The 17,941-nt window shown below is 30.6% G+C and carries 20 protein-coding genes (1 of these 20 running past the window's edge); 12 read left to right on the top strand and 8 right to left on the bottom strand.

Features of this window, described 5'->3' with window-relative positions:
• Positions 1 to 207 precede the first annotated feature (207 nt).
• The gene (locus KCTC32516_RS08620; RefSeq protein ID WP_301400008.1) at positions 208 to 930 is read right to left on the bottom strand and encodes a toxin-antitoxin system YwqK family antitoxin; all 723 of its coding nucleotides are present in this window, start codon (positions 928 to 930) and stop codon (positions 208 to 210) included.
• Positions 931 to 968: 38 nt separating this feature from the next.
• Between KCTC32516_RS08620 and KCTC32516_RS08615 the strand changes: the two genes are divergently transcribed.
• The 7 genes from KCTC32516_RS08615 to KCTC32516_RS08585 all read left to right on the top strand — a co-directional run bounded on the left by KCTC32516_RS08615 (position 969) and on the right by KCTC32516_RS08585 (position 8,444).
• Positions 969 to 1,550: an adenylosuccinate lyase gene (locus KCTC32516_RS08615; protein ID WP_301400007.1), complete on the top strand. Its 582-nt coding sequence runs from the start codon at positions 969 to 971 to the stop codon at positions 1,548 to 1,550.
• 62 nt (positions 1,551 to 1,612) lie between these two features.
• Complete coding sequence (gene purB / locus KCTC32516_RS08610) at positions 1,613 to 2,956, top strand: adenylosuccinate lyase (RefSeq protein WP_301400006.1); 1,344 nt, start codon at positions 1,613 to 1,615, stop codon at positions 2,954 to 2,956.
• Positions 2,956 to 3,378: a hypothetical protein gene (locus KCTC32516_RS08605; RefSeq protein WP_301400005.1), complete on the top strand. Its 423-nt coding sequence runs from the start codon at positions 2,956 to 2,958 to the stop codon at positions 3,376 to 3,378. The genes purB and KCTC32516_RS08605 overlap by 1 nt, the downstream gene beginning before the upstream one ends.
• Positions 3,378 to 4,145: a TerC family protein gene (locus tag KCTC32516_RS08600; protein WP_301400004.1), complete on the top strand. Its 768-nt coding sequence runs from the start codon at positions 3,378 to 3,380 to the stop codon at positions 4,143 to 4,145. Before KCTC32516_RS08605 ends, KCTC32516_RS08600 begins: the two co-directional genes overlap by 1 nt.
• Positions 4,146 to 4,530: 385 nt before the next feature.
• Positions 4,531 to 6,747, top strand: coding sequence for a TonB-dependent receptor (locus KCTC32516_RS08595; protein ID WP_301400003.1), 2,217 nt, complete (start codon positions 4,531 to 4,533; stop codon positions 6,745 to 6,747).
• 153 nt (positions 6,748 to 6,900) lie between these two features.
• Positions 6,901 to 7,215 (top strand): hypothetical protein, encoded by a 315-nt coding sequence (locus tag KCTC32516_RS08590; protein WP_301400002.1) that lies wholly within the window; start codon positions 6,901 to 6,903, stop codon positions 7,213 to 7,215.
• 8 nt (positions 7,216 to 7,223) lie between these two features.
• The gene (locus KCTC32516_RS08585) at positions 7,224 to 8,444 is read left to right on the top strand and encodes a hypothetical protein (RefSeq protein ID WP_301400001.1); all 1,221 of its coding nucleotides are present in this window, start codon (positions 7,224 to 7,226) and stop codon (positions 8,442 to 8,444) included.
• A gap of 104 nt (positions 8,445 to 8,548) precedes the next feature.
• Here the strand turns inward: KCTC32516_RS08585 and KCTC32516_RS08580 are convergent, their stop codons facing one another.
• Positions 8,549 to 9,844, bottom strand: coding sequence for an MFS transporter (locus KCTC32516_RS08580; protein WP_301400000.1), 1,296 nt, complete (start codon positions 9,842 to 9,844; stop codon positions 8,549 to 8,551).
• A 41-nt stretch (positions 9,845 to 9,885) separates the two neighbouring features.
• Positions 9,886 to 10,695, bottom strand: a complete 810-nt coding sequence (locus KCTC32516_RS08575; protein WP_301399999.1) for a M48 family metallopeptidase — start codon at positions 10,693 to 10,695, stop codon at positions 9,886 to 9,888.
• A 122-nt stretch (positions 10,696 to 10,817) separates the two neighbouring features.
• On the opposite strand from KCTC32516_RS08575, the gene msrB reads away from it, so the two are divergent.
• The 4 genes from msrB to KCTC32516_RS08555 all read left to right on the top strand — a co-directional run bounded on the left by msrB (position 10,818) and on the right by KCTC32516_RS08555 (position 14,738).
• Entirely contained in the window at positions 10,818 to 11,303 is a 486-nt protein-coding gene (msrB, locus tag KCTC32516_RS08570; RefSeq protein ID WP_301399998.1) for a peptide-methionine (R)-S-oxide reductase MsrB, read from the top strand.
• Between the two features lie 418 nt (positions 11,304 to 11,721).
• Positions 11,722 to 13,050 carry a signal recognition particle protein gene (ffh, locus tag KCTC32516_RS08565; protein WP_301399997.1) on the top strand — a complete coding sequence of 443 codons (1,329 nt, stop codon included), beginning with the start codon at positions 11,722 to 11,724 and terminating at the stop codon, positions 13,048 to 13,050.
• Positions 13,051 to 13,122: 72 nt separating this feature from the next.
• Entirely contained in the window at positions 13,123 to 13,998 is an 876-nt protein-coding gene (locus tag KCTC32516_RS08560) for a bifunctional 5,10-methylenetetrahydrofolate dehydrogenase/5,10-methenyltetrahydrofolate cyclohydrolase (RefSeq protein WP_301399996.1), read from the top strand.
• Between the two features lie 35 nt (positions 13,999 to 14,033).
• Positions 14,034 to 14,738, top strand: a complete 705-nt coding sequence (locus KCTC32516_RS08555) for a YwaF family protein (protein ID WP_301399995.1) — start codon at positions 14,034 to 14,036, stop codon at positions 14,736 to 14,738.
• Here the strand turns inward: KCTC32516_RS08555 and KCTC32516_RS08550 are convergent.
• The 3 genes from KCTC32516_RS08550 to KCTC32516_RS08540 are packed head-to-tail and all read right to left on the bottom strand — an operon-like array spanning position 14,735 to position 16,068.
• A complete protein-coding gene (locus tag KCTC32516_RS08550) occupies positions 14,735 to 15,097 on the bottom strand; it encodes a cupin domain-containing protein (RefSeq protein ID WP_301399994.1) in 363 nt (120 codons plus the stop codon). The genes KCTC32516_RS08555 and KCTC32516_RS08550 overlap by 4 nt on opposite strands.
• A gap of 4 nt (positions 15,098 to 15,101) precedes the next feature.
• A complete protein-coding gene (locus KCTC32516_RS08545) occupies positions 15,102 to 15,497 on the bottom strand; it encodes a hypothetical protein (RefSeq protein ID WP_301399993.1) in 396 nt (131 codons plus the stop codon).
• A gap of 4 nt (positions 15,498 to 15,501) precedes the next feature.
• Positions 15,502 to 16,068 carry a hypothetical protein gene (locus KCTC32516_RS08540; protein ID WP_301399992.1) on the bottom strand — a complete coding sequence of 189 codons (567 nt, stop codon included), beginning with the start codon at positions 16,066 to 16,068 and terminating at the stop codon, positions 15,502 to 15,504.
• 182 nt (positions 16,069 to 16,250) lie between these two features.
• On the opposite strand from KCTC32516_RS08540, the gene KCTC32516_RS08535 reads away from it, so the two are divergent.
• Positions 16,251 to 16,880, top strand: coding sequence for a 7-carboxy-7-deazaguanine synthase QueE (locus KCTC32516_RS08535; protein WP_301399991.1), 630 nt, complete (start codon positions 16,251 to 16,253; stop codon positions 16,878 to 16,880).
• A 32-nt stretch (positions 16,881 to 16,912) separates the two neighbouring features.
• Here the strand turns inward: KCTC32516_RS08535 and cmk are convergent, their stop codons facing one another.
• Positions 16,913 to 17,599, bottom strand: coding sequence for a (d)CMP kinase (cmk, locus tag KCTC32516_RS08530; protein ID WP_301399990.1), 687 nt, complete (start codon positions 17,597 to 17,599; stop codon positions 16,913 to 16,915).
• On the bottom strand, positions 17,600 to 17,941 hold the 3' portion of the coding sequence (gene porQ / locus KCTC32516_RS08525) for a type IX secretion system protein PorQ (protein WP_301399989.1). It continues 684 nt past the right edge of the window; only the last 342 of its 1,026 coding nucleotides appear in the window; its start codon lies off the right edge, out of view — the gene reads right to left on this strand; the stop codon is at positions 17,600 to 17,602.

Below are 17,941 nucleotides of genomic sequence, written 5' to 3'. Positions count from 1 at the left end.
TAAAATTGACTGCAAAGATACAAATCAATTGGGAGATTAACGCATTGAATTTGCTGATGTATTGATAAGAAAAAGTTATGTATTTTTTAGTTCGCTAAACTATATGTCATTTCGAGTAAAGCGAAACGGAATCGAGAAATCTTTATCATTTTTGATGATAGATCTCTCCATTACGGTCGAGATGACAGAGAAAATAAACAACGCCTTTTAATTTTTGTGTTTGACGGAATTCTTCAACGTTTCTTTTCTTTCTTTATCGGTAGCAAGTTCTCCATCTAAATAAAACTCCCATTTACCAAAGCGTTTTCCGTCTTTATAAAGTCCGCGTTCTTTTAAGTTTCCGTCTAACTCAAAGTATTTTGCAAGTCCGTTTGCCAAACCATTTTCAAACAATACTTCTTCAATTAACACTTCTTTATCAGAATATTTTTTAGAAACACCGTGCAACAAACCATTTTTATATTCAGATTCTTCTGCTTTCTTTCCGTTCGATTCAAAATAGACCGTTACTTTTCCGTCTAGTTTTCCATCAACATAAAATTCCTCAGAAAGAACAGTTCCTTTTTTGAAGTAATACATCCATTTTCCTACTCTTTTTTTACCGATAAAAGTTCCGGTTACTCTTGTTTTTCCGTTGTCAAACAAATATTTTACAGCAACAGAATCAGAATCTTTTTTAAAAACTTTAATGGCTTCTGGATGCGTAGAGTAGTTGATATTGTAAAACTTAAAAGTCCCAACTTCTTTTCCGTCTTTAAACTGACCAATATATTTAATTCTCTTATTTGTAGTATAGTATTTTCTCCAAGGACCTGTTCTCTTTTTGTTTTTATCAAACTGATTGTATTTTTGAGCAACAGCTTCCTGTCCGTTTAAAAAAAACAAAAAAAGAATACCAACAAAGAAGAGTCTTTTTATATTTATCATCATCAAACAATTATCTAACAAAGATACGCAACAAAGCATATATGAATAAAGATTTTTTGATTTCCGCATTGCAATCAATGGAAAATGCTAAAAGAGAAAACAGAAATAAGGTAGCAAATATTGTGTACAACAATAAAGAATTGTTTCAATATCTGGTTTCTTTAACTTTTGATGTTGATGCTAAAATTTCTATAAAAGCTGCATGGATTTTAGAATGGATTTGCACACACGGAAATGTATGTTGGATGCTACCACATTTAGAAGAATTTACGCAGAATATTTCTAGATTGCATTTTGATAGCGCCATTAGACCTTGTGCAAAAATTTGCGAACAAATTGCTACTGAATACACTTCAAAACATGAAAACGAATTTCAAAAAACCTTAACCAATCAACAAATTGATACCATTGTAGAAACAGGTTTCGATTGGTTAATGACTCCGCAAAAAATTGCCGTTAGAGCGTACACAATGACTGCTTTGTATTTATTTGGATTGCAAAAAGAGTGGATTCATCCAGAATTAGAACATTTAATTACTACAAAAATCATTAAAGAAAGTAAAGGTTGTAAAGCAAGAGGAACGTTTATTTTATCATTGATAAAAAAGCATCAAAAAATCTAAAATTATCACCACTAAAGTTTCTTTAAATCAGTATTTTTGCAACAAAGACAACACAACAAAAAATGAATTTATCTGAATTAAATGCCATCTCTCCAATAGATGGAAGGTATAGAAATAAAGTAGCAAAATTAGCCGATTATTATTCTGAAGAATCTTTGATAAAATATCGTGTAAAAGTAGAGATCGAATACTTTATTGCTCTGTGCGAAATTCCACTACCTCAACTCAATGATTTTAATACTGATTTGTTTGTTGATTTAAGAAAAATTTATACCACTTTTTCTACCGAAGATGCACAGAAAATTAAAGATATTGAGAAGGTTACCAATCACGATGTAAAAGCAGTTGAGTATTTTATCAAAGAAGAATTTGACAAGTTAAACTTAGTTAAATATAAAGAGTTTATCCATTTTGGTTTGACTTCTCAAGACATCAATAACACAGCAATTCCACTTTCAATTAAAGATTCAGTTAAAGAAGTATACATCCCTATATATCAAGAACTTCTAAAAAAAATAGAAGCACTTTCCGTAGAATGGAAAGATATTTCTATGTTGGCAAGAACACATGGTCAACCAGCTTCGCCAACGCGCTTAGGAAAAGAAATTAATGTGTTTGCAATACGTTTACAAGAGCAATTTAAAACTTTAGAAAAAATACCAAATGCAGCAAAATTTGGTGGCGCAACAGGAAACTATAATGCGCATCATGTTGCATATCCGAATATTGATTGGAAAGCTTTTGGAACTCATTTTGTAGAAGATAAATTAGGGTTGCATCATTCGTTTCCAACCACACAAATTGAGCATTATGATTACATGGCTTCTTTGTTTGACTGTCTAAAAAGAATCAACACCATTGTCTTAGATTTAGACAAAGATATTTGGACCTATGTTGCGATGGATTATTTTAAACAAAAAATTAAAGCTGGAGAAATTGGCTCATCAGCAATGCCACATAAAGTGAATCCGATTGACTTTGAAAACTCTGAAGGAAATTTAGGAATTGCAAATGCATTGTTTGAGCATTTAGCAGCAAAACTACCAATATCTAGATTGCAACGAGATTTAACAGACAGCACGGTTTTAAGAAATGTTGGCGTTCCGTTTGGACACACCTTAATTGGTTTTGCATCCACTTTAAAAGGATTGAATAAATTGCTCTTAAACAGACAGAAATTTGAGCAAGATTTAGAAAACAATTGGGCGGTTGTTGCAGAAGCAATTCAGACAATCTTGCGAAGAGAAGCCTATCCAAATCCGTATGAAGCCTTAAAAGGATTGACAAGAACCAACGAAAAGATCACCCAAAAATCGATTGCAGATTTTATTGACACGTTAGCCGTTTCTGACGCAATTAAAAACGAATTAAAAGTAATAACACCCGCTAATTTTACAGGAATCTAATGAAAAAAATCGCCACACTTTTTGTTTTAACGCTTCTAATTTCTTGTAAAGAGCCTGTTATTACAGATCATAACAATCAATTTAAATCAGGGCTTTTTGAAATTCCTGCCGGAAAAGGATACAGCAAAACAACTATTACAAGAATAGATAGTTTGCAGATTGAAGAATACACAAGAACAATTTCAATCTCAACAGACAGCACAGTGCAAGAAAAAAAAGAAAAACATATTGATACATTGTATATCAAATGGAAAAATAACTTTTCTTATGTTTTACATATGAAAAGCCCAAAAACCAGCTTAGACAAGGATAAAATTTTTGTTCTTATCAATAAAGTAACAGACAGTTCTTATAGCTTTACTGCTAAAATTGGTTTTTCTAAATACAAACAAACAGGCACCGTATACAAAGTTAAAAATTAATGGAAATATTTGCAAATATTGATACTTGGGTTGCCTTATTAACACTTACATTTTTAGAAATTGTTTTAGGAATAGACAATATTGTTTTTATTTCTATCGCTACCAATAAATTACCAAAAGAACAACAAAGAAAAGGAACAAATATCGGTTTGTTGTTGGCAATGATTTTTAGAATTATGTTGCTACTTGGTGTTTCTTATTTAATTGCGATGAAAGATCCTTTTTTTAGCATTCATACTTCTTGGTTAACTACAGAAATTACTGGACAGAGCATTATTCTAATTTTAGGAGGAATTTTCCTTTTATATAAAAGCACTAGTGAAATTCATCACAAAGTAGAAGGAAAATCCAAAGATACTTCCACAAAAAAAATGGAAACTACTTTGTCAAAAGTTATCGTTCAAATTGTTCTAATTGATATTGTTTTTTCTTTCGATTCTGTTTTAACAGCGGTCGGAATGACAAACGGAACAGAAGGCGCCTTACTTATAATGATTACTGCGGTTGTAATTTCTATGCTGATTATGATGGTATTTGCAAATCCTGTTGGTCAGTTTGTAAATAACCACCCAACAGTACAAATGTTGGCGTTGTCTTTTTTGATTTTAATTGGGTTTATGTTGATAACCGAAGGAGCACATTTAGCAAATACTGTAATTTTTAACAATTCTGTAGGAGCAATTCCAAAAGGGTATTTGTATTTTGCCATCGCTTTTTCTTTAGGAGTTGAAGCTTTGAATATGAAAATCAGAAAAAAAAGAAATTAAAACGATCAAAAAGTTTAAAAAACATATCATCCTTTTTAGTGTATTTGTCCTATTAACGCCATCAATAGTACAATTAGCGCATGCTTTAGAAAAGCACAAACACAGCATTTGTACTTCTACCGATGTAAAACACATACACGAAAAAAATATAGATTGCTCTTTATTACACAGGCAATTACAAACATTTAGCATCGATTTCCCTTCTAATCTTGATGTAATTCCACAACAATTTTACGCAACCGTATTTACAGAAAATCCGCAAATACAGGTTGTTGAAATTATTTCTAAAAAAAACTCTCGAGGTCCGCCGTTTTTTATTGTTTAATCAAAAATGTCATTTTAATAATGGCACTAATTTTTAGTATAACAATAAAAAATACATTACATGAAAATAATATTAAAAGCCTTATTTTTATTAGGCTGCATTACAGTTACAGCACAAAATAGTTTATCTGGAACAATAACAGATATTAACAAAGAACCTTTAATTGGAGCTCAAGTTTATTCGACAGAATTCCATAAAGGGGCAATTACCGACGAAAACGGTAAATACACTTTAAAAAATTTACCAAACGGAAAAGTAAAAATTTCTTTTTCATTTATTGGGTATCAAGAACAAACAAAAACAATTGAATTTAACTCAGAAAATAAAACCTTAGATATATTTTTACTAGAATCTGTTTTTACAATTGACGAAGTTATCATCTCTACTCCTTTTAATAAATTACAATCAGAAAATGTAATGAAAGTAGAACGATTAACAGCTGCTGCTATCAAAAGAACTGGTTCGCCAACTTTAATGTCTGGATTACAAAGATTAGCAGGAGTTTCTCAAATTTCTACAGGAACATCCATCGGAAAACCAGTAATTAGAGGTTTAAGTGGTAACAGAGTTTTAGTCTACGCACAAGGAGTTCGCTTAGAAAATCAACAATTTGGAGACGAACATGGTTTGGGTTTAGACGGCGCCGGAGTTGAAAGTGTTGAAGTAATAAAAGGCCCTGCCTCTCTACTCTACGGTTCTGATGCTTTGGGCGGCGTTTTGTATTTAAATCCAGAGAAATTTGCTTCAGAAAACACAACAAGCAGCTCTTTTAATCAACAATTTTATAGCAACACTTTAGGAAGCAATACTTCGGTTGGATTTAAAAGTTCTTCTGAAAAATGGAAATTATTAGGGCGAATTAGTGCTAATTATCATTCAGATTATAAAACTCCGAATAACCAACGCGTAACAAATACACGGTTTAAAGAAAATGATTTAAAACTAGGTTTAGGCTATAACACCACTAATTTTGTAAGTGAATTGCGTTATAATTTTAATTACTCTTTATTAGGCATTCCAGAAAACGGAATAAAAGAGCAGACAACTTCTAAAAGACCTGAATATCCAAATCAAAAAGTTAATAATCATATTTTAAGTTTACACAATCATTTCTTTTTGGGCAAATCAAAACTAGATGTTGATTTTGGTTATATTTTTAATGACAGAAACGAGTTTGAAAACAATCCGAATCCTGTTTTAAGAATGAAATTAAAGACCTTTAATTACAATTCAAAATATCATTTACCAACTTTTAAAAACGGCGTTGAAAGTATTTTAGGTTTGCAAGGAATGCATCAAACAAATAAAAACTTTGGTGAAAAAATATTAATTCCGAATGCAAAAATCAATGATATTGGTGTGTTTTACACCATTAACAAACAATTTGAAACCTCTTCTTTACAAGCAGGAATTCGTTTTGACGCAAGAGCATTAGAAACAGAAAAGCATACTGTAATTGACGGCACTAATACACGCGTTTTTAATCCGATAGATAAAAACTACACCAGTTTTACTGCATCTTTAGGGTATAAATTTACATTGTTTGATAAAATTACAACCAGGATTAATACCGCAAGCGGATTTAGAGCGCCAAATTTAGCAGAACTAACCTCTAATGGCGTACATGAAGGAACGAATAGGTATGAGGTTGGAAATGCAAATTTAGCAACAGAAAAAAATATTCAATTAGATCTTTCTTTAGAATATAAAACAGATCATATTGAGATTTTTGGGAATGGCTTTTACAATCATTTAAACGATTATATCTATTTATCTCCAACTGGAGCAACTAAAGATAGCGCACCTGTTTTTGAATATACACAACACAATGCAAAATTATACGGTGGAGAATTTGGATTTCATTTACACCCACATCCAATAGATTGGTTGCATTTAGAAAGTAGTTTTGAAATGGTTATTGGAAAACAACAAAACGGGGATTATTTACCGTTAATTCCGGCAAATACTTTTAAAAACACGCTTAGAACAGAATTTTCAATTAAAAATTGGTTGCAAAACGGGTATTCTAACATCACAGTTACTTCTGCTTTGGCACAAAAAAATATTGGGTTGTTTGAAACTGCTTCTAGTGGTTATCAATTGGTTTCTTTTGGTCTTGGAGGAGATGTTGCATTAAATGCTTTAAAATTTAATACCACACTTTCTATAAATAATTTATTTGACACAAAATACATAAATCATTTATCACGATTAAAATCTGATGGAATCTTAAATGCAGGAAGAAATATTGTATTGGGAGTTAGTTTTAAAATTTAAAATATCTTTTTAATAAAACCTATAAAGCGTCGAGAAATCGACGCTTTTTTTATTGGCTTTGCGGAAATCCGCAAAAAAAAAGGTATACATACGCTTTGACATAATGTGTATATTGCTTATATTTAATGCATTAACAATACAACATATACAATTATGGCACTTTTAACAAGAAATCAAATTAAAGAAATTGTAAAAAAAGCACTTAAAAAAGTAGCTGATTTTAATGGTGATATTGAAGAGTTTCCTGATACTGATTTTATCAGCATGCCTTTGCTTTCTAAACAAAAATTCCTTCAAAATTTGAAAATAGATATAAATGACCATCAATACTATAATCCTGAAGGGCAAGAAGCTGAAGGAAAACACTATGATGTTTCTCTTTCAATAAATGAATTTGAAAACTGGAGCAACATTACTGACTGTATTAATTACATCAAAACCTATCATACTGCAATGTGGAACGAATAAATAGAATTATGAAAAAAAATATCTTAATACTTATTTTTACAACGATTAGCACAATTAGTTTTTCACAGATAACTACATTGGCTTTAAAAGATTTTGACACTAAAATCAACACAATAGGTAATAAATCAATTGAAGTAAATTTATTTTTTGATTTCCCCAATAAGTATAAAGAATATATTATTGATGAGGGCAGTATCAACAATGTCAACTCTTACTTAGTAATTGGTAATAAAAAAAATAAACTAAATGAATCTCCGATTAACAAGGGATTAAAATTTACATTAACCATTGAGGCTGAAAAATTAGCCGAAAGATTAGAAAACATAAACCTAGAGCATCAAGTCCAAATTGAAAAAGATTTAATCTTTGAAATTTGGGAGAACAAAAAAGAAAACACAAGAATAAAAATTACAATTACAAATGATCAAATTACCAAATGGACACATAACGTTTTTAATAAACTATCCAAAGCTCAAAAAGAGGCTTTGATAAAAGAAAAAGGTGGTGAAGCCATAATATCCGAAAACAGTATTGATTTAGGCTACATCCCCGAAAGCGAATCCGTTTCTGGAAAAACAGAAGTTTCTATAAATTTTAAATATCAAAATTACTGGAAAAATAGTGATTTAGGGTATTCATTTGAAGGTTTGGTAGGAACAGATTCTAAAGATTCTCTAAATTTTGTATCAGTATATCCTATTATTACTAGCTTACGTAAATCGAGTACTAAAATTAGAGATTTTGATTTTATAGGGAAAATTGGTTTTGAAGGAAATCAAACATTTACAAGTTGGAGAGTTAGCGCAGATATTTCTTTACAAGGTATTATTCCAAACCTTATTGATCTTACTGCTGGAGAAAACAGGTTAAGGTTAAAACCAGTTATTAATATTGGTTTAAAATTTTACAATGAAGTAAAAAACAATCGAAAAATAAATACTGATAACGAAATTTCAAATCAAGCTTATGCTGATTTTTACTATTATATTCCTATTCATAAAACGTTTAGTCTTACTCTAAATGGAAAAGTTTTTTATGATTTCAGCGCAAAAGTAAACCCCAATAAAGACGTTAATTATAATTTTGATGCTGTACTTGGGATGAATGTTGCTAAAGGAGTTAAAACGGTATTTAAATATACAAAAGGGAATAATAATATAACTTTTGAAAAAGGGGATTATTTTAGCATTGGAGTTTTATCCGATATTTTAGGCGGAATGAATAAATAACTATAAAAACATCTTACTTTTTAATATTTAGTTGGTTTTCACAACTGTATTTTATAGTGCTTATTTAGAAAAACTTAATTTGATTAACAGACTAAAAAACGAATTTAATGTACGTGTTCTGTTTTCTTCAAAGTACTTATCACAATAAATGAAGCTAAAAAGAAAATTGCCAAACTCAAAACACTCCATTGCATAGAATCTGTAATTGAATATAACAATCCGTACACAAAGGTTCCTAATACGATGGCTATTTTTTCTGTAACATCATAAAAACTAAAATAGGTTGCATGATCTTCTGTTTCTGGTAATAATTTAGAATATGTAGAACGTGTTAACGATTGTATTGCTCCTTGAACCAGCCCTAACATTCCTCCTAATCCGTAAAAATATATAGCGACATTTTCTTGGCTTTTATCTAACATAAAAGCGGCAAAACAAACCAACATCCACGTTAAAATTGTAATTTTAATGGCTTTGATGTTCCCATATTTTTCTGAAATTCTAGAGAACAGTGCAGCGCCAATAATAGCAACAATCTGCACTAACAAAATAGTGATAATTAAGTTCATAGTTGGTAATTCTAATTCGCTCGAACCAAAAATAGCAGCCATTAAAATAATGGTTTGCACCCCAATGCTCAACAAGAAAAATGATATTAAAAAACGTTTTAAATTCGAATAATTACGCAGTTCATTCCATACTTTTTTTAATTCTTTAAAGCCTTTCCAGATATAATCTTTCTCTGGTTTTCTGTTGTAAATATCGTCTGGCAATCTTCTAAACGTTATTTGTGCAAAACCAATCCACCACAAACCAACCATCACAAAAGAAATACGAGAAGCCATTCCGGAAGTTATTCCGAAAACCTCTGGCATTTGAATCATTATTAAATTGATAATCAACAAAATAACCGAACCTGCATATCCAAATATAAACCCTTTTGCACTTGCTCTATCTTGTTGCTCTGGTTTGGCAACTTCTGGCAAATACGCGTTATAAAAAACGATACTAGACCAAAAACCAATACTTGCAAAAATGGTAAATACAATTCCAATCCAAACGGTATCAACACTATCAAAAAAGTATAAACTCATTACAGAAACTGAGCCTAAAGCACAGAAAAATTTCATAAATTTTTTCTTACTTCCTGTATAATCTGCAATACCGGATAAAATTGGCGACATAAATGCAACAATCAAAAAAGAAAAGGACAAGGCGTAACTATATAAAGTATCTGGATGATCCCAGTCCATTCCTAGAAATTGCACCGTTTTTCCTTTTGTAATTGCAGCATAATACAACGGAAAAACTGCGGTACTAATTACTAATGAATACACTGAATTAGCCCAGTCGTAAAAAGCCCATCCATTAATAAGTCTCTTATCTCCTATTTTTAGCATGAAAGTAAAATTTAGTTAGTTTGAGAACACAAGATAAACTTTTATTTTACAATTGGAGTTGCGTTAAATTTTTTAGCCAAAGCTGTTGCTTCTGGTAAGTATGCTTTTAATGTTTGTATTCTTGATTCATTTGAAGGATGCGTGCTTAAAAATTCTGGTTGAGAAGATTTACCAGTTCTTTTACTCATTCTTACCCAAACTTGCGCAGCTTCTTCTCCATTATAACCAGCCATAATCATAAATATTAAACCTAATTTGTCTGCTTCAGATTCGTGAGTTCTACTATACGCTAACATTCCGACTTGCGAACCAACTCCATATACTAAGTTCCAGATTTTAGAGTTTTCATCATTTCTTGTTCCGTAAGCAACCGCTAAAGACAACCCTTGCTGCGCCATTGCTTGAGACATCCGTTCTTGTCCGTGTCTTGCAAAAGCATGTGCAACTTCGTGTCCCATAACTGCTGCTATACCATCTTCATTTTCACAAATTGGTAAAATCCCTGTGTAAAAAACTACTTTTCCTCCTGGCATACACCAAGCATTTACTGTTTTATCTTCAATTAAATTAAATTCCCATCTATAAGCATCTGCTTCTTTGCTCATGTTATTTGCACGCATAAACCGATCTACAGCTTCAGAAATTCTTTTTCCTACCTCTTTAATTTCTTTAGTTTCTTTGGTGTTTTTAGAAATTTTATTCTTTTCTATAAAGCCTTTGTATTGTGCAAAACTTGCAGGTAATGCTTGTGCATCACTTACTAAATCTAATCTTTTCCTTCCAGTAATTGGCACCGTACTACATTGTACTAAAAAGGTTGAAACAAGTAGTAAAGTCGTTATTTTTTTCATACATCTGTTCATAATATTATATCGTTTTAACGAAAGATAAACTTACATATTCTATTTAAAATAAAATGCTTTTCTTGTAAGATGATTTAACTTGTATCGACCTAAAGTAAAAATAAAATAAAATGCAAAAACTATTTTCTCTTATTATACTCGTTTCTTTTATCAGTTGTTCAACCAATGCACAAGAAAAGAAATCAAAAAAGTCTCCATATAAAATAGTTAAAACAGCAACTGAATGGAGGAACATTTTATCTCCTGCTCAATATAATGTTTTAAGAGAATCTGCTACAGAAAAACCTTTTTTTCATCCATATAACACTAATAAAGCTGAAGGTGTTTATGTTTGTGCGGCGTGTAAAACACCTTTGTATTTATCTAAATATAAATTTGATTCTGGTACTGGTTGGCCAAGTTTTGATAGAGCAATTACAGGAAACGTTGAACTTGATGTTGATTATGAAATTGGAGTAGCAAGAACTGAATTAAAGTGTGCTGTTTGTGGCGGACATTTAGGGCATTCTTTTGAAGATGGTCCAAAAGAAACAACTGGTTTAAGACATTGCATTAACGGAATTGCGTTACTATTTATTCCAAATTCAAATAAATAATAACGTATCTTTATTTTTTAATTCAATATTGATTGGTATAATGGATACTTCTTATCTGCCAAGCGTACTAAAACAGCTTGAATATAACAAAAGTTTGGGCGATAAAACTTTTGCACAACTCCCAAAAAAGGGTTAACTATAATTCACATAACATTACAAGTGGTTTCTTTTACTCTATTAGTCACGCATAAAAATTGGAGTTGGCTTCAATCAGCAAATCAAGCAAATGAAAATTTAGTGATAGACAACTCAAATTTCATCCTTTTTATTTCTTTTTTATTCTTTCTTTTAGCCACGCTTTTTCATTTATTTAATTTCTTTTTGAGTCTATTTTCAAAATCTAAATAACACATTATTTCCTTATAAAAATCATGCTATTTTCTTATATTTGTGCTTCCAAAAAAAGAACACAAAGCACATGTTTAATAATTTAAGCGACAAATTAGATAAAGCCTTACACACATTAAAAGGGCACGGTAGTATTACAGAAGTAAACGTTGCAGAAACACTAAAAGAAGTTCGTAGAGCTTTATTAGATGCCGATGTTAACTTTAAAATAGCCAAAGATTTTACCAAAAACGTACAAACTAAAGCTTTAGGACAAGATGTATTAACTACATTAAATCCTGGACAGCTAATGGTAAAGTTGGTTAAGGATGAGTTAACCGAATTAATGGGCGGAGAAACCGTAGGGATCAATCTTGGTGGTTCTCCAACTGTAATTTTAATGTCTGGTTTGCAAGGTTCTGGTAAAACTACCTTTTCTGGAAAATTAGCAAACTACTTAAAAACTAAAAAAACAAAACAAGTTTTATTAGTTGGTTGTGATGTGTATCGTCCGGCAGCCATAAATCAATTGCAAGTTGTTGGAGATCAAATTGGCGTAGAAGTGTATGCAGAAGTTGGCAATAACAATCCTGTAGAAATTTCTCAAAATGCTATCAAACACGCAAAAGCAACTGGTAAAAATGTAGTCATTATTGATACTGCTGGTCGTTTAGCTGTTGATAAAGAAATGATGACCGAAATTTCTAACATTCATAAAGCTGTAAATCCGCAAGAAACATTGTTTGTTGTAGATTCTATGACTGGGCAAGATGCTGTAAATACAGCAAAAGCTTTTAATGATGTTTTAAACTTTGAGGGTGTTATTTTAACAAAATTAGATGGTGATACACGTGGTGGAGCAGCATTAACCATAAAATCTGTAGTAGATAAACCAATAAAATTTATTGGAACTGGAGAAAAAATGGAAGCAATTGATGTTTTTCATCCAGATAGAATGGCGGATAGAATCTTGGGAATGGGAGATGTTGTATCTCTTGTAGAACGTGCTCAAGAACAATTTGATGAAGAATCAGCTAGAAAATTACAAAAGAAAATTGCGAAAAATCAATTTGGTTTTGATGATTTTTTAACGCAGATTCAACAAATCAAAAAGATGGGAAACATGAAAGATTTAGTTGGAATGATTCCTGGAGCTGGAAAAGCTATGAAAGATGTTGACATTGATGATGATTCTTTTAAAGGAATTGAAGCCATTATCCATTCGATGACGCCATCAGAAAGAAGCACACCAAGCACAATAAACTCAAGCAGAAAAAAACGAATCGCAAAAGGATCTGGATCTACTGTTCAAGACGTCAATCAATTGATGAAACAATTTAATCAAATGAGTAAAATGATGAAGATGATGCAAGGCGGCGGCGGCAGAAAAATGATGCAAATGATGCAAGGAATGAAATAAAATTTTAAAAGAGATAAACAAAGCGTTTGTCTCTTTTTCGTTTACATAATAAGCCAATAACACAAAACAATAATGATATTACTAGACGGCAAAGCAACATCAAACCAGATTAAAGAAGAAATAGCAATTGAAGTACAAAAGTTAACTGCTACTGGAATTAGAGCCCCACATTTAGCAGCAATTTTAGTTGGTAGTAACGGCGCAAGTTTAACCTACGTAAATGCGAAAGTAAAAGCCTGTGCAAAAGCAGGGTTTGAATCAACTTTAGTTCGCTTATCAGAAGAAATATCAGAAGAAAAATTATTACAAGAAATTGAAAAACTAAATACAAATTCTGAAATAGATGGATTTATAGTTCAATTACCATTACCAAATCATATTGATGAACAAAAAGTATTAATGGCTGTAAATCCTGCTAAAGATGTTGACGGGTTTCATCCAACAAATGTTGGAAAAATGGCTTTAAACTTACCTACATTCTTGCCTGCAACTCCGTTTGGAATTTTAGAGTTATTAGAACGTTATAAAGTAGAAACAAGCGGAAGACATGTTGTAATTATTGGTAGAAGTCATATTGTTGGAAGTCCGATGAGTATTCTAATGTCTCAAAAAAGAACTGCAGGAAATGCAACTGTTACCATTACGCATAGTAGAACTAAAAATTTAAAAGAAATTACGATACAAGCAGATATTGTTGTTGCTGCATTAGGAATTCCTGAGTTTTTAACTGCAGATATGGTAAAAGATGGCGTTACAATTATTGATGTTGGAATTACCAGAGTTGCTGACAACACAAAGAAAAAAGGGTATCGTTTAACTGGCGACGTTCATTTTGAATCCGTTTCTAAAAAAGCTAGTTTTATAACTCCAGTTCCTGGTGGTGTTGGTCCGATGACAATTGCCATGTTGTTAAAAAACACATTATTAGCTGCTAAAATTAGAAGTTAAATTCTTTTTTTATATTGCAGTAAATACTTCTGCAATTGAACGATTTTTTTCTAAAAGAAAACAATGATTTTATTCCTTTTTCAATGCAACATTTACTTGTTGTTTTGCTCTTATTTCTATTCGGTTATCTTTTAATTAAATGGGCAAAAAAACAATCAGAAAAAATCCAAATACTTACTGGAAATATTTTAACCATTTCAATTTCATTCTTTGTAATTATCGGTTTTGTTATAAAAATCTATAGCGACAACTTTAATATACAAGAAGATTTACCCTTGCATTTATGTAGCTTTTTAGCACTAATAATTCCAATTGTCTCTCTTAAAAGAAACTATTTACATTACGAAATTTTCTTCTTTTTAATTTTAGCAGGAACTCTTCAATCTTTAATAACTCCGAGTTCGTACAGCTTTTTAAATTTTGAATTTTTCAGATATTGGTTTGTGCATGCTGGCTTAGTCATTTTTATGATGTACGCTACATTTATTTATAAAATGCGACCAACATTAAAAAGTGTCTTCAAATCATTTATTGGAATGCAAGTGTATATGGTGTTGATGTTTGTTCTTAATTATTTCTTAGGATCAAACTATTTTTACACCAATAGAAAACCAATTTCAGCTTCTATGTTAGATTTATTTGGCGAATGGCCGTATTATGTTTTTGTTGTTGAATTAATTGTTATTCCTTATTTCTTGTTGATTTATTTGCCTTTTTATCTAACAAGAAAAAGAATTTAATCTTCTCTATTAACCAAATCAATGGAGAAAGCCGGTAAACAAATTGCCAAGTATTCACAATCTGCATCAAAAGGATTTGAATATTGAACTCGAGTGTTTTTATTAATTTTAATTGATTGTCCAGCTTCTAAAATCACCGTTACATCATCAATAATAAATTGTTTTTTACCTTTTATTATATACGTATATTCATCAAACTTTGGCGTTTGAAAAGGTTCACTCCATTTAGGAGGAGCAATCATGTGTGCAATACTAATATTTGAGTCCTTATTGGTTGCATTGCCAAAATGTTCTTCAATTAATTTTCCGTCTGTAGTTGGAAAAACAAATGGTGATTTTTGAACGGTGTATTTTTTCATCTTCTTAATAATATAATAAACTATATTCTCTATTAATTACATTTTCTATTTCTGAAAGATCTTCTACATGTGTTTCAAGAAAATAATAAGAATCTGCACTTTTTAAGTGTTCTAAAGTAAATAAACTAGCAGATAACTCTGACAACTTTTTATTAGATCTATTTTTAGCTCCAATTGCTAATCTTAGTGTATTTAATTTGCTGTTGTCATTTAACAAACAACCAATAATGCCAATAGATTCTGGCTCAGAAACATTGGTTTGTATCAGAATTCCTCTTTCAATAGTATTAATAGAAATATTAGTATCTAAATAATACTGCAAAATTATTCTTCTTTCAAATTCAGAATTAGGTTTCAGAATTGTCTCTTTATGATGTTCTATCGAGAACTTTTTCAACATAAATTTAATTAAACCACACGATAAAAGATTTTACTTTTGCCAAACCAGGAATTTGCTCTAAGCTGATTTTTTGGGTGCTAAAATTCTTTAAGCCTAAATCTTCTTTATCCAAAGAAATAGTAACGTTTAAATCGTCTATAAATAAGGTTGCAGAACTTAAAGAAGTTTCAACTTTAGTGATTTTATTATTTAAATTGATATCTTCAAAAGACGATTCTAATGAAATTCCTGTTTTAGTAGAAAATCTTGGATCATAAATTTGAATACTTTTTATGGTTGATGTAGAGTCTAATTGCTCTTGCGGAATAATCGTTAATAAATGCTTTCCTCCTTTTTCATAAATTAAATATTCATCATCATCCTGAAAATAATTACTTCCTAGACTTCCTTCACTTAAATTTTTAACAATAGAATCCTTTTTAAAAATGTTGTCTAATTCGCTTACCGTAGTTAGCGTGGTTAATTCACCAACTTTTCCTTTTGCAATGGTAAATTTTCCACCACCACCACATTGTACAAATAAAATTGAGATTACACTAACAACTAATAATTTATAGATATTCTTATTCATTCTTTTATATTTTTATACTAACTAAACGGTTCTTTTTGTTTTTTCTTATTTAACGAGCATAAAAGTAATCAAACTTTAAATGATACAAAACAATATAAAGCTAATATCTCTTAAAAATAGTAAATAGAATTCCTTTTTATTGATTCACATATTCTTTTAAGTTTCTGTATCTTTGCCAACCAATGAAAAAAGAGGTTCAAGATTTAATAAATAAAGGAGAAATGCTTCCACTAATGGAAGAATTTTACACCATTCAAGGTGAGGGTTCTCATACAGGAAAAGCTGCATATTTTATACGAATTGGCGGTTGTGATGTTGGTTGTCATTGGTGTGATGTTAAAGAAAGTTGGAATGCTAAATTGCATCCACCAACTCATGCTGATTTAATTGTAGAGAATGCAAAAAAGTACGCTGACACAGTTGTAATTACTGGTGGAGAACCTTTAATGTGGAGTTTAGATTACATCACAAATCAACTGCAACAAAACCATATAAAAACACATATAGAAACATCTGGAGCGTATTCTTTTTCTGGAAAATGGGATTGGTTTTGTTTATCACCAAAGAAAACAAAATTACCTTTAGATGAAGTTTATAAAGAAGCAGATGAATTAAAAATGATCATTTATAATAGGAATGATTTTAAGTTTGCAGAAGAAGAAGCTTTAAAAGTAAGTGAAAAATGTGAGTTATTTTTACAACCAGAATGGAGCAAAAGAGAAAAAATGATTCCTGAAATTGTAGCTTATGTGATGAAAAATCCAAAATGGAAGATTTCTTTACAAACACATAAATATTTAGATATTCCATAATAAAAAAAGCAGCCAAATGTCTGCTTTTTTTATTATAATTTTTCTTGAACTAATTTGAGAATTATTTCAAATTGTTCTTGTTTTGTTAAATTTGAATTATCTATTTCGATTGCATCATCAGCTTTTACTAAAGGAGAATCTTTTCTCGTTGTATCCATTTGATCTCTATCAACTACATTTTTATAAATCTCTTCATAATTAACAGTGTCTCCTTTTTCAATCAACTCATCATATCTTCTTTTCGCTCTAGTTTCGGCAGAAGCAGTCATAAATATTTTCAACTCTGCATTCGGAAAAACAACAGTACCAATATCTCTTCCGTCCATTACAATTCCTTTATGCAAACCCATTTCTTGTTGTTCTAATACCAATTTTTCTCTAACTTTAGAAATTGCTGAGACCTTACTTACTAAGTTCGATACTTCTAATGAACGTATCTTTTTCTCAACATTTACATCATTTAAATACACTTCTGCAAAACCCACGTCTTTATTAAAAATAAAAGAAATCTTAATGTTTTTTAATTCGCTAATCAACTTTTCTTGATGGATGAAATCCAATCCAACAAAATGATGTTGCATCGCAAATAGTGTTACTGTTCTGTACATTGCACCGGTATCAACATATATATAACCCAAATAATTTGCCAATTGTTTGGCTATTGTACTTTTCCCTGTTGATGAAAAACCATCTATTGCAATCGTAATTTTTTTATTCATTTATCTTCTTCTATCTAAATTTATTTGTAAACTAAAAGTACTAATATTTGTGGCAGTATGCACTTTAGAATACGAATAATTCAATTTAAAATTATTCATATTTAATCCAAAACCAAATGATATTCCACCAAATGATCTAATATTTTGTAATTTATATTCTTGTGATTTTCTAAAATTATATCCCAATCTCAAGTTAATTGCACTTTCTGGAAATAATTCAACTCCAACTATAAAATGCCTCAATGCATTATTTACAAAAGAACCCTTTTCTTTCGTAATATTTCCTTCAATATCAGAAACTTGATTTGATGGATTGCTAACTGACACATTCCATTGCTGTAA

The sequence above is a fragment of the Polaribacter huanghezhanensis genome (assembly GCF_030444335.1).
Lineage (GTDB): Bacteria > Bacteroidota > Bacteroidia > Flavobacteriales > Flavobacteriaceae > Polaribacter > Polaribacter huanghezhanensis.
The sequence above is the reverse complement of the archived record's forward strand: the minus strand, read 5'-3'. Positions and strand labels throughout refer to the sequence as shown.

Coding starts and splice junctions, on each gene's coding strand:
- KCTC32516_RS08620 (WP_301400008.1), bottom strand. CDS start 930: ATGATGATAAATATAAAAAGACTCTTCTTTGTTGGTATTCTTTTTTTG.
- KCTC32516_RS08615 (WP_301400007.1), top strand. CDS start 969: ATGAATAAAGATTTTTTGATTTCCGCATTGCAATCAATGGAAAATGCT.
- purB (WP_301400006.1), top strand. CDS start 1,613: ATGAATTTATCTGAATTAAATGCCATCTCTCCAATAGATGGAAGGTAT.
- KCTC32516_RS08605 (WP_301400005.1), top strand. CDS start 2,956: ATGAAAAAAATCGCCACACTTTTTGTTTTAACGCTTCTAATTTCTTGT.
- KCTC32516_RS08600 (WP_301400004.1), top strand. CDS start 3,378: ATGGAAATATTTGCAAATATTGATACTTGGGTTGCCTTATTAACACTT.
- KCTC32516_RS08595 (WP_301400003.1), top strand. CDS start 4,531: ATGAAAATAATATTAAAAGCCTTATTTTTATTAGGCTGCATTACAGTT.
- KCTC32516_RS08590 (WP_301400002.1), top strand. CDS start 6,901: ATGGCACTTTTAACAAGAAATCAAATTAAAGAAATTGTAAAAAAAGCA.
- KCTC32516_RS08585 (WP_301400001.1), top strand. CDS start 7,224: ATGAAAAAAAATATCTTAATACTTATTTTTACAACGATTAGCACAATT.
- KCTC32516_RS08580 (WP_301400000.1), bottom strand. CDS start 9,844: ATGCTAAAAATAGGAGATAAGAGACTTATTAATGGATGGGCTTTTTAC.
- KCTC32516_RS08575 (WP_301399999.1), bottom strand. CDS start 10,695: ATGAAAAAAATAACGACTTTACTACTTGTTTCAACCTTTTTAGTACAA.
- msrB (WP_301399998.1), top strand. CDS start 10,818: ATGCAAAAACTATTTTCTCTTATTATACTCGTTTCTTTTATCAGTTGT.
- ffh (WP_301399997.1), top strand. CDS start 11,722: ATGTTTAATAATTTAAGCGACAAATTAGATAAAGCCTTACACACATTA.
- KCTC32516_RS08560 (WP_301399996.1), top strand. CDS start 13,123: ATGATATTACTAGACGGCAAAGCAACATCAAACCAGATTAAAGAAGAA.
- KCTC32516_RS08550 (WP_301399994.1), bottom strand. CDS start 15,097: ATGAAAAAATACACCGTTCAAAAATCACCATTTGTTTTTCCAACTACA.
- KCTC32516_RS08545 (WP_301399993.1), bottom strand. CDS start 15,497: ATGTTGAAAAAGTTCTCGATAGAACATCATAAAGAGACAATTCTGAAA.
- KCTC32516_RS08540 (WP_301399992.1), bottom strand. CDS start 16,068: ATGAATAAGAATATCTATAAATTATTAGTTGTTAGTGTAATCTCAATT.
- KCTC32516_RS08535 (WP_301399991.1), top strand. CDS start 16,251: ATGAAAAAAGAGGTTCAAGATTTAATAAATAAAGGAGAAATGCTTCCA.
- cmk (WP_301399990.1), bottom strand. CDS start 17,599: ATGAATAAAAAAATTACGATTGCAATAGATGGTTTTTCATCAACAGGG.